Consider the following 15,739-nt stretch of genomic DNA (forward strand, 5'->3'; position numbering starts at 1 on the left):
CCTAATAGTAATAGTTGATGTTTTTTAAAGCTTTCCTCAAAAATTTCGAAATTAGCATAAGAAGGAGCCGCAAATTTTATCTTCCACTTTGCTATCATTTTTCTTGATTGTTTATCTGTTATCTCTGCCCAATCATTAAATTTTTCTTCATATTATAATTTGTTCCATGTAGTATAGCAAAGAATTACAGTTAAAAAATAATGGGGCGGTAAAGGTAAATGCAGTTGAGTAATAACTGAATAAGGCGACTGTGTAATATGATGACGATAAAAGAAGGATGAAAACATTGACTTTTTTTGAGCAGGCATTGTAATAATTATTTTCAATAACACTAATATTTTGTTAGGGATTGTGAAGTATTATACACTTGGCAAAACAGTTCTCTTAATAACTCATCTATAATCCTGTACTATTAACTTTTAAAATGAATTATAGATGAACCATTAATTTCAAAATAATTGTAAGTATAATTTTATATATCATTATATTAAATTAGATAAGTTGATTTACAAATTCCACTTAATAAGCAAGCCTGCATATGACAAGCCGCCGCCGAATCCGTATAACAATATTTTATTACTATTATTGATTTTTCCTTCAGCAATAGCTTTGTCTATTGATAAAGGGATGGTTGCTGATGAAGTGTTTCCATAATCTATCAAACTATTTAATGTTTTTTCCAGCGAAAATCAGTCTTTTTACAAATCGATTCAATCATTTTTAAATTTGCACTGTGGGGAACAAACCAGTCAACATCTCTTAAAGTAATTGAAGCATTTTCTGCAACACGTTGTACTCCTTTTGGAACAGTAGTGACTGCCCATTTGTATACTTCGCGACCCTGTTGAACTATTTTACCGCTATTATTCAATTCTTCTTCAAACATAGTGCTTGATATATTTGAACAGTATAAACTTTTCGCTTTTTCTCCTTCAGAGCCTAAATGAGAAGATATAAAACTCGGTTGTTTTTCATCGTGTTCTACTAGCATTGCTCCGGCCCCGTCTCCGAATAAAATACATGTAGCCCGATCTTCATAATCTGTGATTTTTGAAAGTGTTTCTGCCCCAATAACAAGAATTTTATTATGCAAACCAGAAGAAATTAAGCCGTTTGCTATATGCAATCCGTAAGTAAATCCTGCACATGCAGCGTTTAAATCAATCGCTCCGGCATTCTTGAGTCCTAATTTTGCCTGGACTAGAGAAGCGACACTAGGAGTTTTGAAATCAGGAGTTAGTGTGCAGACGATGACCATATCTATATCTTTTAATGATTTATCATATCGTTCTGCTAAATTCTTTACAGCCTTGTAACTTATATCACTCGTAAATTCTTCATTGTGTGCAATTCTTCTTTCTTTAATACCAGTGCGCTGAACAATCCACTCATCATCTGTTTCAACTAATTTTTCTAAATCATAATTAGTCAGTATTTTTTCAGGAACATAAGAGCCTATAGCAGAAATTCGGGCTTTAGAAATCATAAAAGATACCTACCTTTTTAATTTAAGTACATCTCTATTTTAGCACTTAATATTAATACTAGGTACTAATTTAACTTGGCTTGATTAGGAATTCTTGATTTTTACTGAAAAGCCCTCCATATCAATAAAAACTTTGATATGAAGGGAAATTTAAAATTGGATATATGTGGATTACAATTAAAAGTCTATTATTTAATGATTTTTTTAAGCTCTGCTAAAGAATTAACAGTATAGCTGGCCTGTTTTAACTCATACTTTTTAGAAAAATAGAACCTGCAGCCAATCGTTTCAATATCATTATCTATACCAGCCATAAAATCAGAAAGTCTATCACCTATCATATACTTGGGCTTGATATTTTCTTTAGAAATAATCTGCCTTACTAAATCAGATTTACTGCCACTATTTATCATGTTGATGCTATACACGCCCTTAATATATTTGTCCAGACCATAATAATCATATATGGCTTTTAAGTATTCGTCATCACCATTGCTTGCGACAAAAATATCGTATCCTTTATTTTTAATATCCGATAATGCATCCTCTACACAGTCGTAGAGTTTACTTTTACCAGAAGTAATTGAATCTATTAAAGATTTTTGAAAGATGTTATTAGCTAGAGCAGAGTTTTCTTCTGTAGGTGTATGTAATAAGTTTCTCCATACCTCAATTAGAGGCACGCCCATTATTTCATTATATTTTTCAACCGGGTTATCTATATAGGTTATCTTTTGTTCGTTCAGTTTATTCAATGTATTTCTTAATGAGTACTCTAAAATTATTTCTGTTTGAAATAAAGTGCCATCCATATCAAATATTACTGCTTTGCTCATTATTATTGTCTCCAATTTAGGTTATTATGTCTTCCTCATTATAAGTTAAGAAAGATATCGATTTACAACTTAAGATTACACAATTAATACGATGCTGTGGTTTCGATAAATTCTATAAATTTTTGTTCTTCTTCACTATCTGGATTGTGATTGCTGTTTTCGAAGGTAGTTAGTGAACCATTTGGCATCAACTCCGCCGCTTCCTTATTGAATATATGCGGGCATTGAGTATCATGTCTGCCACTGTAGATATACGCTTTTACAGGACTTTCTTTTAATTCTTCTCTAATATCGTAATCCGGCAGCTCTGAAGTGAAATAGTCTATTTTATTCATCAGCGTTCTACCGCTTTCTTTTTTCTTCAGCATATCATAGTATGCTTCTTTTCTATAAAGTGACATCATGATCCATTCTTTCGAAAGTTCAACACGTTCTTCCTTTGTTGTAGCAGGTTCGCGCAGTCTCGAAAATATTTCTTTCATTCGTTTATTGTTGGGGTTTTTATCGCAATATATGCTCTTCGGGTGCCTCATATATTCATAGGAGGCACACAGACCGCCTGCGATAATTTTAGTAAGGCTGTCCGGATACATGACAGCATACTTTAAAGCAAGGAAGCCCCCGGTGGAGTGACCTGAGAACACCCATTCTTTAATACCTAATGCTTCTCTTATCGCTTCTATGTCTCTGACAGCGTCATCCATACTGTAAGTAAACTCATCTTTTTGATCATCAGAACGTCCGGCTCCCCTGAGATTGATCACATACACAGAGTAGTATTCTGCTAAAATTTGTGACATGAGGTTTCCGTATCCATTGAATTCGCTGTATAGATGAGTAAATGCCAATGGTTCACCCGAGCCTTTTTCAAATACTTCAAAATTCCCTCTCTTTGTTTCTATGAGTTTAGGTTCAAACATAACGAAGCCCCTTTATACATTTTTATATGTGTGTTCTCTCCACATACCAGGAAGGTATGATTTTATTAAAGTCATCATAAGTTTCCAATAGTTTTGCTGTACCATTTGTCATGGTCCTTATTTCTTTTTCTCCAAATTTAATGGCCCAGGACAGTGAGGACAATGCATTGGTTGTGATATAGAGCATTAATAGTTTCCAGAAATCTTTTGATACTTCATTGTTGAAATAACCGTTAATCTGCCCGCTTGCGAATTCATGACTGACTTCGACACACCATGTGATCCTATTGAATTCTTCCCATGGGTCGCCATGGTCATGACGGTCAAAATCAATAATATAAAGTTGATTATTGGCGTCTATCAGCATATTTCCGACATGATAATCGCCATGGTGGGGAACGATGGCTACCTCTTTGAGCATACCTCTGTATTTCTCCACAGTTTCCAGCAATAAATGGCCTTTATCATATTTCAGCTCACAATTTTTATACATTTCAATTTTATTGTCGATCTTTTTGTTATATCTGTGCGGCCACGAAGACCTGGGCTGCATATCCAACTCGAAATTATGAATTTTCTGCAGGAATTTACCTGCCTGTATACCCAGTTCATATTGCTCATCCTTGCTCAAACTGGAAATCTTTTCTTCAGCGTCCTTCCCATTTATCCATTCGAGTAGCAGAAAATAGTATTGATTCTTCAAACAGTTACCATGGCCGGTAAGGCTGTGAGTAGGAATGTCATTCTTCCTGCATTGCTCTAAAAATTCAGCATGCGTCAGAACACGGTCTTTAGCGGTTATGGGTGACAACCTTAAGAGATATTTTATCCCTGTATCATCCAGTGCAATATATTTATTATCACTCGACCAGCCTTTACTGAAAGGCTCAATGCTCTTAATACGATACTTGCTCAAATCATTTAATAAAATATTCTTATCCATATTAAGTACCTTTCCCGGTTGATTAATTGTCATTAGAACGAATTTTCTAAATATTATCTGATATAATTGTAGTATAGCAAAGAGTTACGGTTATCGAAATAACAACCGGTAAAGATAAATACTAGATAAAAGTGAAAAAGTGGGAGATAGAAATGAATATCAGAGAATTGGATGTAAATGATGCTGAAGCATTTTTAAAATTGAAGAAGAAAATCGATGACTCCGGATATATGCTTTATAACCCGGGAGAAAGAGAGAGTACTGTTGAAAAACAGGAAAAATCGATTGATCTATTTAGAGAAGATGAATCAGTGAAGTTTTTAGTGGCAGAAGCGGAAGGGATACTTACCGGCTACATAGGAGCTTTTAGAGGAAAGTTGTCCAGAAACAAACATTCCGCATATTTAGTATTGGGTGTGGATGGAAATTGCAGAGGGAAAGGAATTGCGACTTCATTATTTAATAAAATATTTGAATGGGCCGAGAGTGAAGGTGTATCTCGTCTCGAGCTGACAGTGATCAAAGACAATATACCTGCCTTTAATCTGTATAGAAAAATGGGATTTGTATTGGAAGGGGAGAAGGTCAATTCATTAATGATCGATGGGGAACCAATCAATGAGTACTATCTTTATAAACTTATATAATAAAAAACTTATGCGATAATAATTTTTTATTGTAGTGTGGAAATTCAGAAACATATTATCGGTCAAAGTTAGGAAGACGTTGTCTATTTATACATTATGATAAGCAACAACGAAACTAGGAAAGTAATTTTATGAAAGACAGCATTTGATGTGTACGGAATCTTAATGGAAATAGAACTCATCTTATAAGAGGCTTTGAATCAGATGTTAAATAATCCAGGTATATTAAGGAATTTAGTTTAAATATATCTTGAGAGTATTCTAATCTAGAATGTGGGAGGACATTATGAATATAATTGAAAAAGATTTATTATTTACTATAGTTACTATACAGCTTATGTTAATAGGATTATTGAATTTCGGCACATTTAAAAAAGTTGATATTTTGAACAGGAAATATATCGAACTTAAATCAACATTTTATGATTTAAGACGAATTAGAAAAAAATTGTGAGGTTCTCTGCTCATCAAAAAAGTATATTGTTTATCAAAAAGGTTCATGTATGCATCGTTAACAGTTTCTGTAGTAATCTGAGGAAACAGGTGTTATCAGATACAGTAGCAACCTAACTAGCAAGTTTTCTGAAACAATAATTGAATTTTTGGAGGATGTAAATAATGAATCATCAGGCACAAGCCTACTGGGATAAATATTGGAAGGGAAAAGATAAACCAAGATCAGTCAGCTCCTGGCAATTTGGAGATGATTCCGATTATCTGGGTCAGTTGGTAGTGAACGGCATAAAAACAGCAACGTGTTCCGGGCATGTTTTCTATGAATTGGAAAATGAATCTCTACCGGCAACCGAAGATTACAGTATCGTTTTAAATAGTAAGGATGAGCCAGTAGCAATAATTAAAACAACTGAAGTTAAACTAACACCGATGAACGAAGTATCTGAGGAGTTTGCTGCTGCTGAAGGAGAAGGGGACAGGACATATCGATATTGGTGGGATGTTCATGAGGAATTCTTCAGAGATGAGTTGAAAAACGTTGGGTTTGAGTTTTCAGAAGATATGATGCTTGTTTGTGAACGCTTTAAGATTATTGACATAAACAAGCAGCCATAATTAATTTATAAAATGGTATTCAAGGATGGTATCAATATTCATTAAATGGTACAGAATCCCTTTTTCCACATAAATAGGACACCTGCACTATGGTCAGGTGTCCTGTTTATGTTATTCCACTTTTTATTCTATCAGTCCCGCTTCAATCAGATATTCTTCTGCAACCTGATAAGGGTCCCTGCTTTCCACTGCGACCTGATAATTCATTTCCTGCATCTCTTCATCACTGATCTGTCCGCCGAGTTTATTAAGCGGTTCGATGATCTCAGGATGTTCTTCCAGAAATGACTGTTTGAACATTGGAGCGCCCTGGTATGGCGGGAAGACTTTTTTATCATCTTCCAGTATGACCATATCATATCTTCTTAAGTCTGCGTCTGTGGAATACGCGTCCATCAGGTTTATATCTCCATTATTGATTGCCTGGTAACGCAGCTTCGGTTCCATGGTTCTCACATTATCGAAGTTCAGGTTATAGGCTTCCTGTATGGCTGGATATCCGTCTTCACGGTCATTGAATTCAAGGGTGAAGCCGGGATTGATCTGGCCTTCTATTTTCTTCAGGTCACTGACCGTTTCTAAATCATGTTCTTCGGCAAATTCCCGTTTTACAGCAAGGGTATAGGTGTTGTTAAATTCCATAGGCTCAAGCATCGTCATGTCGAATTGTTCTTCCAGGCTGGATTTTGCCTGTTCATATACTGCTGATTCTTCTTTTGATTCCGGTGCTTCTTTCGTCAGTTCGCCAAGCACTGTTCCTGTAAATTCCAGGTAGCCGTCGATGTCATCTGATTGTAAGGCGTTGAACAGGAAGGATGTCTTTCCCAATCCGTCTTCAACTTGTACTGTATAATCCGTTTCCTCTTCAATCAATATTTTATACATGTTCGTGATGATGGATGGTTCGGTTCCAAGCTTACCTGCAATCGTAATGGACTCTTCTTTTTGAGAAAACAGGGGAGCGACTGTAATCAGCAGCATCACTACAAGGATGGATCCCAGTGTGATGACAATCTTTTTGTAGGAAAGATTCTGTATCACTCTAAGTATGATATCAAATACGATTGCAAGGAGAGCTGCAGGTATGGCCCCGATGATGATCAGGGAGGTATTGTTGCGGTCTATACCGAGCAGGATGAGATCTCCCAGGCCGCCGGCACCGATTAACGCAGCGAGCGTTGCCGTACCGATGATGAGCACCATTGCTGTGCGTATGCCGGCCATGATGACTGGCATTGCGATCGGAAGTTCCACTTTCATAAGACGGCGCATGGTCTTCATGCCGATGCCTCTGGCTGCTTCGACAAGTGAGCCGTCGACTTCGACAATGCCGGTGTAGGTGTTCCTTAATATCGGCAGCAGAGCATAGACGATCAAAGCAATGACCGCCGGCACTTTACCGATACCAAAAAGGGGGATCATCAGGCCGAGCAGTGCGAGGGAAGGAATCGTCTGCATCACAGCTGCTATGTTTATGACAATTTCAGATATCTTTCTCGTCTTGGTCAGCAGTATACCGAGCGGTACACCGATAAGTACGGCAATGATCAATGCAATGAATGAAAGCTGTATATGTTCAATAAGTGTCGTAAGCAGTTCGCCTTTTCTTGCATTCAACGTCTCGAAAAATATATTCATCGTTCGGCGCCTCCCTGTCTGTCAGCAAGGTATCTGAAGACATCCTGGCTTTTCAGTATCTTTTTATTATCATCCTCACCGTTAACAATGATGCCGTCATGTTCAGAGAGGTACTGGAAGGCGACCTGGATCTGGGTATCATCCGGCACAATCGGATAGTCAGGGTAATCCGTATTATTTCCGGCAGGATGGCTGTCAGCGATGTCACCGATTGTCAGCTGCTGCATTCTGTGTGTATCCAGGTCTCCGATAAAGTCCTTTACAAAATCATTTTCAGGCATTGTAAGGAATGCTTCCGGTGTGCCAATCTGTTCAGCGTGGCCTTCTTTAAGCAGGCAGATCCGGTCTCCCAGTTTCAAAGCTTCCTGGATATCATGTGTTACAAAAACAATTGTCTTCTTTATCGTTTTTTGAAGTTCTATGAGGTCATCCTGCAGTTTTTCGCGACTGATTGGATCAAGCGCACTGAATGGTTCGTCCATAAGGATGACGGGTGGATCTGCGGCAAGCGCCCGTACAACACCTACACGCTGTTGCTGACCGCCGGAAAGTTCTTTCGGCTTTCTGTTTTTGAACTGCTCCGGTTCCATTCCGACCATTGTCAGTAATTCATCGATCCGGTCATCAATATCGGAGTCGGTCCATTTCTTCATCAGGGGCACCTGGCCAATGTTTTCCTTGATGCTCATATGCGGGAAAAGTGCAATCTGTTGAAGGACATATCCGATGTCCCAGCGCATTTCATAAACCGGATATTCACTGATCGGCCTCTCCTTGAAGTAGATATAGCCACTGGTCAGTGGAATCAGCCGGTTGATCATCTTCAGTGTCGTTGTTTTGCCGCATCCGGACGGCCCGATCAAAACAAAGATTTCACCTTCTTTAATATCGAAACTCAAATCGTCTACTGCAATTTTGTCTCCATACTTTTTTGTCACATTTTTAAACTGGATCATCTTCTCGCTCCTATCAGTTTACTTATAATTAAAGTATATAGAAAACCGGATACAATTAAAATTATTCAGGTATAATTGCTATATTTTAAGTATGATATTTGCTCTATTGGGAGCATCGTTTTAATTTTTAAGATGTAAGTGAAACAAAAGAACTCCGACCCTTGAGGAAAAGGTCGGAGTTCTTATAAACGAAAGCAGACTATTCTAGATTTGCATGATTGTCCTGCATTGTTTTTTCAGTGACATTTAGTTTCTTCTTGAGATCCATAACCATACTGTCTAAGAATATCTGGCAGCTTTGTTCGAATAAAGTGCCCAAAGGCTGTTGTGAGCCGGCTTCATCATACTTCGTTCCCGCTGGCAATTGAATGCTCAAGCTGGATAAATCCTTGATTGGAGCGTCGTCAGTTGTAGTAATCAGAACGATTTCTGCTCCAACACTGTCTGCTTTTTTAGCCAGTAATTGCAAATGTTCTGTAGTACCGGAGGCAGATATAACCAGCAGTACATCTTTTTCCTGTATTGAAGGTGTTAACGTGCCTCCTGCAACATAGACCTTTTGACCCAGCTGATTCAACCGCATGGCGAAACCCTGGCCAACAAGCCCGGAACGTCCCTTGGCAGCTATAAATAACGCAGAATCATTTAATAACATATCTTTGAGACGTTCAGTTTTTTCAACAGGCACCTGTCCTAAAGTCTGTTCTATCTCATTAATAATCAGTTTGTAATTATCCATCGTTACTTGCCGTCGATGACATCTCTGCAGTATTTTGCTGCTTCACGCGGATTTTCTGCATTGGCAATGCCTCCGCCAACAATGATAAGATCAGGGTTTTCATCCGCAACCGATTTGATTGTTTCAGGTTTAATCCCGCCAGCAACCGCAACTTTTGAATTTTTGATTACAGATTTAACAGTACGCAGGCTTTCCAATGGGGACTGTCCTTCAGCCTGTAAATCATATCCAGTATGGACTGCAATGTAATCTGCCCCCATTTCATCTAATTCTATTGCACGTTTCTCCAGATTCTGAACTGCAATCATATCGACCAGCAATTCTTTTCCATTTTTATGTGCTTCTTCTATAGCGGATTTGATGGAAGAATCTTCAGCAACACCCAGGATAGTGACGATGTCTGCACCAAAGTCCACTGCCTGGCTTACTTCATAACCCGCCGCATCCATAATTTTCAAGTCTGCCAAAACTTGCGCGTTATTCACAGACTCCCTCATCAATTTAACGGAGGGTAAACCTTCATTGATTACAATCGGGGTCCCGATTTCAACGATATCCACAAACTCTTCTACCTCTTGGGCCAATTTTACTGCTTCTTCTTTGTTCAAAAGATCGATAGCCAACTGCAATTTCATATATTAAAACTCCTTCTCTATATCTCTTACATAACCATTATGATACTATCTACTTAATGATACAATACTGACAAATATGTCATATAGGAGGAAGTCATGTTAATTGAGTATAATAATAAAGAATTTCATACTTCTAAAGATCTTGCACTATCAGTGGTAGGGGGCAGATGGAAGATTGCAATAATATATCATCTGCTGCAGACTGACGTCCTTAGATTGAATGAATTTGAAGAGAAACTGCCCGATATAAATCAGCGGATGTTAATAAGGCAGTTAAGAGAATTGGAAAATGACAGACTTATAGAAAGAATAGTCTATCCTGTAGTTCCGCCGAAGGTGGAATATAAATTGACAGATATGGGCCGCACTCTTGATAAAGTTGTTTATGCTATTTGCGATTGGGGAGATGAGTATTTAAAGTTTATAGAAAAATCATGATGGAAAGGTTGGGGAAACTGCGAAAATGGCGTTGGATATATGCAAAGTGCATTAATTTTTGGAAAACGTATTCAAATCAGTTTCCTTTTTCATATTTATGTGGTATTATACTTGTAATAGGAATACCTGAGAAGTACGTGATGTGTTGAATTATATTTTGACCTAACACTTTTATTAACGGGAGCCTAATTGGTTTTCCTGCAAAAAACAAGCCTGCCAGACAGGACGTTTGGAGCAGGAAACAGGGCACCCACCTGCAAATAGCAGGCCAAAATAATCAACAATAGCACACGGCTTATGCTTGGATATTCCAATAAGTATCGGATGATTTTCATCCGGTGCTTATTTTTTTGTCCTAATTTAATAAGGAGCATCTGTATAAGATGCTCCCGTTCATTCTACAAATTTTTAAGTTTTGAATAGATGTCATTCAGCTGCTTTTCATACTTGGATACATCCGATGGTTCGAAGTAGGATCTTTTTGTCAGCGTATCTGGCAGATACTGCTGCTTGATGACATGGTTCGGGTAATTATGGGGATATTTATATCCGATGGCGTTGCCAAGTTTTTCCGCACTCGAGTAGTGGCCATCACGCAGATGCTTCGGCACTGCCCCGATTTTCCCTTTTTTGATATCGGACAGGGCGGCATCTATGCTTTTAATCGCACTGTTTGATTTTGGTGAGAGGGCGAGTTCTATGACGGCCTGTGATAATGGTATTCTTGCTTCGGGGAACCCGAGCCTTTCTGCGGACTGGATGGCATCCAGTGTCCGGCTTGCGAGCTGGGGGTTGGCGAGTCCGATGTCTTCATAGCTGATGACAAGGAGTCTTCTGGCTATGGTGACAAGATCCCCCGCTTCTATCAGCCTGCCAAGATAGTGCAGGGCAGCATCAACATCGCTGCCGCGGATGGATTTCTGGAATGCGCTCATGACATCATAGTGCTGGTCTCCATCCTTGTCATGAAGGAAAGCAGATTTCTGCATGCACGCCTCTGCATCATCGAGTGTGATTGTGACTTTTCCGCTGTCGTCCTTTTCGGAACTCAGTGCAGCAAGTTCCAGTGCATTCAAGGCAGTCCGGACATCCCCATGACTCGAGAGGACGAAGTGTTCCATTGCATCATCTTCGATTTCAATATCCATCTCGCCGAGTCCGCGTTCTTCATCTTCGATTGCGCGTCTGACTGCAGTGCGGATGTCCTCTTCCCCGAGTGAATTCAGCTCGAATATCTGACACCGGCTTCTTATGGCCGGATTGATGGCATGATAGGGATTGGAAGTCGTTGCCCCGATGAGGACGATGTTTCCACTCTCCAGATGTGGGAGGAGGAAATCCTGTTTTGCCTTGTCCAGCCTGTGGATCTCATCGAGTAACATGATAACGGAACCGCTCATCTTTCCTTCGTCTGCAACAATCTGCATGTCTTTTTTTGTATTGGTTACGGCATTTAAGGTTCTGAATTTATAGCTCGTCGATCCTGCAATCGCACTTGCGATACTTGTCTTGCCGATACCGGGTGGCCCGTAAAGGATCATGGAGGACAGGCGTTTTGCCTGGACCATCCTTCTGATGATGCCGCCGTCACCCACAAGATGTTTCTGGCCGAGCACTTCATCTATGGATTTTGGACGCATCCTGAAACTGAGGGGCTGTGTTGACATATTTTCACCTGCTCTGTTGATTATGTTATATTAATAGTACTACACTATATATTAACATGAACTTAAATTATGGGGTGCTTTATGAAAATCTCGACAAGAGGAAGATATGGATTATATTTTATGCTGGCGTTGGCCAAAGATTATGGAGTGAAAAAAAGAAGTGTGAAATCTGTTGCTGAAGAGCGGGGGATCAGTGATCTTTACCTTGAACAGATTGTTGCAAGCCTTAAAAAGGAAAATCTGATTAAAAGTACGCGAGGCGCTTACGGTGGGTATGAATTGAACTTGCCGCCGGATGAAATCATGGCAGGCAGGATATTCAGGACGCTGGAAGAAAATATCGTTGCGGTTGAAACCGATGAGAAGGATACAGAGACGGAGAGATATCTCTGGAGAAGAATCAGGGATGCGCTGCGCGATGTTCTGGATCATACGACACTGCAAGACCTGCTGAATCACTCGGAAGACGAAGTGGACGACTATATGTTCTATATTTAAGAAATGCACCTTCGGGCTTCCCCGAGGTGCATTTTTACGTCAGAACCGACCGGATTTGAATATGGCATACAGCATGCCCATGAACAGGAGCACCGCAAGAGAGAAGCCGATTTCTATAACCGGTATGTTCCAGAATATGTTGGTCTCGCCACTCATCGCAGAACCGATGATCAGTCCGACCATGATGATACTGAATGACAGGAGGACGATACTGAAGGAGAGCCGGTTGCCAATCTGATCCAGCCTTCTCATATACTGTTCACTGCGTTTTAATTCAACCTCCACAGGCACCTGCCGTTTCTTCAGCGCCTTTGTGAACTCATAGAGATTGCTTGAGGCACTGGAAATGTCATCACTGAAAGCATTCCATTGATCCATGGCACGCCCAGCAACATTTTTGGGGTTATATCTTTCTTGGAGCAGCTGTTTGCCGAATGGTTCGGCGACATCCACGATGCTGAATTCCGGATCCAGTTTGCTGACGGTGCTCTCCAGCGTCAAAATTGTTTTGCCGAGTATTGTAAAATCGGCAGGCAGTTTGATGCGGTGTTTATTGGCAATGCCGAAAATATCCTGGATGGCTTCCCCCAGGTTCATATGGCTGAGTGGAATATCGTAATATTTGTCCCTGAGGAGCTCAGCATCCTTGGTGAGCTGTTTCATATCCACATCTTCCGGTACGACCCCCATGTGTGCGATGGCTCTGACGACGCCATCTGCATCTTTTTTCATCATGGATATCAGCAGTGCCCCGAAGTTCGCTTTCATTTCCTTCGTCATTTTACCGACCATGCCGAAATCCATGAAAGCGATGGTTTCTCCTGAGAGGACATTGATGTTGCCGGGATGCGGATCCCCGTGGAAAAAGCCTTCGATCAGAATCTGGTGGAATACGGCATTCGTTAGACGCTCGGCCAGGGTCGTGCGGGAATACCCGAGCGATTCGATCGCCTCAAAGTCATTGATTCGGATGCCTTCGATATATTCCATTACAAGGACGTTTTTAGTTGTTGCCTCCCAGAAGACTTTGGGAATATAAACGGTTTCATCCTCTGTGAACTGTTTATCCAGGCGCTCGGTGTTCCGTCCCTCGATGGTGTAGTCCAATTCTTCCAAAATCGCGCGGGAAAATTCATCGATCATATCTTTTATCTGGTATTGTCTGGCCCAGCTCATCCGTGTTTCCGCGAGCGAAGCGAGACGGTGCAGAATCTCCAGGTCATTTCTGACCGTCTGTTCTATATCCGGTCTCTGAACCTTGATTGCTACAGTTTCTCCGCTTTGCAGCCTGCCTTTATGCACCTGTCCGATGGAAGCGGAGCCCAGTGGTTTTTCATCAATGTGTTCGAATATCTCCTCTTTGGTCACTCCCAGAGAGATTTCGATGATTGCTATCGCGTCTTCATACGCAAAAGCCGGTACGTTATTCTGCAGCTGCTCAAGCTCTTTGATGATGTCTGCAGGAATCAGGTCCGGCCGGGTACTGGCAATCTGTCCGAGTTTGATGAACGTCGGTCCCATTTCTTCCAAAAACAGGCGGATACGTTCGCCTCGTGATTTTTCCTCCAGTTCATTTTTACCCTGCCGGAGCAGAATTCTCTTTGGCAGTGAAACCATTTCATCCAATCCGAGTTCTTCCACGATGAATCCGAAGCCGGTTTTGGAGAATGCGATGGCGATCTGCCTGTATCTTCTTATATATTGTATTCTCTTTTCGAAAATCATATTGACCTCCCAGCGTGAGATGACTCACTGCTATTGTCCTCATTGCAAGTATACCCGTTAAAGGGCGTATTCATCTATTGAAACGCAAAAAAGGACTTCCCGAAAGGGAAGTCCGGAGCCTATACGTTCACATGCTGGAAATAGTTATCATAGATCGCTTTCAGTGCTTTCTGTTCATCTTCTATCGCAATCGCAAACATCATGCTGATTTCAGATGCCCCCTGGTTGATCATGCTGATGTTGACGTTATTATCACTCAGTGCACTTGTCGTTTTCGTTGCAATGCCGATATGTTCCTTCATGCCTTCGCCGACAATCACGAGAATTACCAGATCTTCCTCCACATACATATCCTCGGGTTCGAGGTTCTCTTCGATATCCTTCATTATATCCTCAAGTTTCGTATTCCCTTCGAACTGGTTGGACCGGATGATGACGGACAGGTTATCAATGCCCGACGGGATATGTTCGATATTGATTTCATGATCCTCTAGAATCTGCAGCAGACGCCTTGTAAAGCCGATCTGGCGGTTCATCAAATACTTCCTGAGGGTAATGGAGGTGAAGCCTTCGTCACAGCTGATGCCGATCACGGGCATCTCGGGAATAAACTCCCGGTCCGCTACAATTTTAGTCCCTTCCACTTCAGGGTCATTCGTATTGCGGATCATGATCGGTGTTTTATTCTTGTACAGCGGTTCGATCGCTTCATCATGGAATACGCTGAAGCCGGCATATGAAAGTTCACGCATTTCGCGGTATGTGATTTCCTTTATCGCATGCGGGCTTTCGATGTGCCCCGGGTGCGCCGAGTAGATGAAGCTTACATCTGTGAAGTTTTCATAAAGTTCGGCATCCACGCCCCGTGCAACGATGGCGCCGGTGATGTCCGAACCGCCGCGCGGGAACGTGACGATCTGATTGGTCTCGGAAACCCCGAAGAACCCCGGGATCACCAGCACATGCTCTGTATAATCGAGTTTGGCGAGAAGGTCGTAGGATTCAGGGAGCAGCTGGGCGTTCGAAGGCTCATCCGTCACTTTGATCCCCGCATCTTTCGGCGGCATATATTTTGTGGGCACGCCTGTTTTATTCAGATACTCGCTTAAAAGCTGCGCGTTGAAATCTTCCCCGCAGGATTTCAATGCATCGAGCAGCCTGTCTTTGTCTTCAATGTCTTCAAGATATTTGTCCAGAATATTTTTGAAATCGGATAGGAGGGCATGGGAAATGCCCAAGTCATTTATGATCGATTCATATCTCTCCAGAATCTGTTCCATCGCATCATCGGTACTGAGTCCGGTCACTTTATTGCCGTGCAGTGCAATGAGCAGGTCTGTGACTTTTATATCGTCAGCAAATCTCCTGCCTGGTGCAGATACTACAACAATGCGTCTCGCTGGATCGTTTTTAATAATATTTGCTACTTTTTCTAATTGTTTTGCATCAGAGAGGGAACTGCCTCCAAATTTAACTACTTTCATGATCGCTACACCCCGCATTGGAATTTTAAAACTAATAATACAACAAAAGTGATGAA

At 40.8% G+C, this 15,739-nt stretch carries 14 protein-coding genes, 1 other RNA gene and 1 pseudogene; 5 read left to right on the forward strand and 11 right to left on the reverse strand.

The features are described 5' to 3' along the window. Window positions 1–506: 506 nt before the first annotated feature. The 4 genes and pseudogenes from ACKRAT_RS06120 to ACKRAT_RS06135 all read right to left on the reverse strand — a co-directional run bounded on the left by ACKRAT_RS06120 (window position 507) and on the right by ACKRAT_RS06135 (window position 4,185). A pseudogene (locus ACKRAT_RS06120) lies at window positions 507–1,486 on the reverse strand (ketoacyl-ACP synthase III). Window positions 1,487–1,674: 188 nt separating this feature from the next. Then, window positions 1,675–2,322 (reverse strand): HAD hydrolase-like protein, encoded by a 648-nt coding sequence (locus tag ACKRAT_RS06125; RefSeq protein WP_411844213.1) that lies wholly within the window; start codon window positions 2,320–2,322, stop codon window positions 1,675–1,677. A gap of 83 nt (window positions 2,323–2,405) precedes the next feature. Then, window positions 2,406–3,242, reverse strand: coding sequence for an alpha/beta fold hydrolase (locus ACKRAT_RS06130; RefSeq protein ID WP_411844214.1), 837 nt, complete (start codon window positions 3,240–3,242; stop codon window positions 2,406–2,408). A 22-nt stretch (window positions 3,243–3,264) separates the two neighbouring features. After that, on the reverse strand, window positions 3,265–4,185 hold the full coding sequence (locus tag ACKRAT_RS06135) for an aminoglycoside phosphotransferase family protein (protein ID WP_411844215.1): 921 nt from the start codon (window positions 4,183–4,185) through the stop codon (window positions 3,265–3,267). A gap of 152 nt (window positions 4,186–4,337) precedes the next feature. Between ACKRAT_RS06135 and ACKRAT_RS06140 the strand changes: the two genes are divergently transcribed. Continuing rightward, a complete protein-coding gene (locus ACKRAT_RS06140; protein ID WP_411844216.1) occupies window positions 4,338–4,832 on the forward strand; it encodes an N-acetyltransferase family protein in 495 nt (164 codons plus the stop codon). A gap of 618 nt (window positions 4,833–5,450) precedes the next feature. Beyond that, entirely contained in the window at window positions 5,451–5,903 is a 453-nt protein-coding gene (locus tag ACKRAT_RS06145; protein ID WP_411844217.1) for an ASCH domain-containing protein, read from the forward strand. A gap of 123 nt (window positions 5,904–6,026) precedes the next feature. Here the strand turns inward: ACKRAT_RS06145 and ACKRAT_RS06150 are convergent, their stop codons facing one another. The 4 genes from ACKRAT_RS06150 to hxlA all read right to left on the reverse strand — a co-directional run bounded on the left by ACKRAT_RS06150 (window position 6,027) and on the right by hxlA (window position 9,871). Further along, entirely contained in the window at window positions 6,027–7,541 is a 1,515-nt protein-coding gene (locus ACKRAT_RS06150) for an ABC transporter permease/substrate-binding protein (protein ID WP_411844218.1), read from the reverse strand. Beyond that, window positions 7,538–8,497, reverse strand: coding sequence for an ABC transporter ATP-binding protein (locus tag ACKRAT_RS06155; RefSeq protein ID WP_411844219.1), 960 nt, complete (start codon window positions 8,495–8,497; stop codon window positions 7,538–7,540). The genes ACKRAT_RS06150 and ACKRAT_RS06155 overlap by 4 nt, the downstream gene beginning before the upstream one ends. A gap of 199 nt (window positions 8,498–8,696) precedes the next feature. Then, window positions 8,697–9,236 carry a 6-phospho-3-hexuloisomerase gene (gene hxlB / locus ACKRAT_RS06160; RefSeq protein WP_046790105.1) on the reverse strand — a complete coding sequence of 180 codons (540 nt, stop codon included), beginning with the start codon at window positions 9,234–9,236 and terminating at the stop codon, window positions 8,697–8,699. A 2-nt stretch (window positions 9,237–9,238) separates the two neighbouring features. Further along, a complete protein-coding gene (gene hxlA, locus ACKRAT_RS06165; protein ID WP_411844220.1) occupies window positions 9,239–9,871 on the reverse strand; it encodes a 3-hexulose-6-phosphate synthase in 633 nt (210 codons plus the stop codon). 96 nt (window positions 9,872–9,967) lie between these two features. Here hxlA and ACKRAT_RS06170 point away from each other — a divergent pair, with 96 nt between their 5' ends. Continuing rightward, window positions 9,968–10,309, forward strand: coding sequence for a winged helix-turn-helix transcriptional regulator (locus ACKRAT_RS06170; RefSeq protein WP_411844221.1), 342 nt, complete (start codon window positions 9,968–9,970; stop codon window positions 10,307–10,309). Between the two features lie 120 nt (window positions 10,310–10,429). Then, window positions 10,430–10,621: non-coding RNA, 6S RNA (gene ssrS, locus ACKRAT_RS06175), on the forward strand. Between the two features lie 86 nt (window positions 10,622–10,707). Here the strand turns inward: ssrS and ACKRAT_RS06180 are convergent. Next, complete coding sequence (locus ACKRAT_RS06180) at window positions 10,708–11,976, reverse strand: replication-associated recombination protein A (protein ID WP_411844222.1); 1,269 nt, start codon at window positions 11,974–11,976, stop codon at window positions 10,708–10,710. A gap of 81 nt (window positions 11,977–12,057) precedes the next feature. Here ACKRAT_RS06180 and ACKRAT_RS06185 point away from each other — a divergent pair, with 81 nt between their 5' ends. Then, window positions 12,058–12,474 (forward strand): RrF2 family transcriptional regulator, encoded by a 417-nt coding sequence (locus tag ACKRAT_RS06185; protein ID WP_411844223.1) that lies wholly within the window; start codon window positions 12,058–12,060, stop codon window positions 12,472–12,474. 39 nt (window positions 12,475–12,513) lie between these two features. On the opposite strand, the gene ACKRAT_RS06190 is transcribed toward ACKRAT_RS06185, so the two are convergent. Beyond that, window positions 12,514–14,199 (reverse strand): ABC1 kinase family protein, encoded by a 1,686-nt coding sequence (locus ACKRAT_RS06190; protein WP_411844224.1) that lies wholly within the window; start codon window positions 14,197–14,199, stop codon window positions 12,514–12,516. A 119-nt stretch (window positions 14,200–14,318) separates the two neighbouring features. Then, window positions 14,319–15,683: an aspartate kinase gene (locus tag ACKRAT_RS06195; RefSeq protein WP_411844225.1), complete on the reverse strand. Its 1,365-nt coding sequence runs from the start codon at window positions 15,681–15,683 to the stop codon at window positions 14,319–14,321. Window positions 15,684–15,739 lie beyond the last annotated feature (56 nt).

The sequence above is a fragment of the Salinicoccus sp. HZC-1 genome (genome assembly GCF_046736035.1).
Taxonomy (GTDB): Bacteria; Bacillota; Bacilli; order Staphylococcales; family Salinicoccaceae; genus Salinicoccus.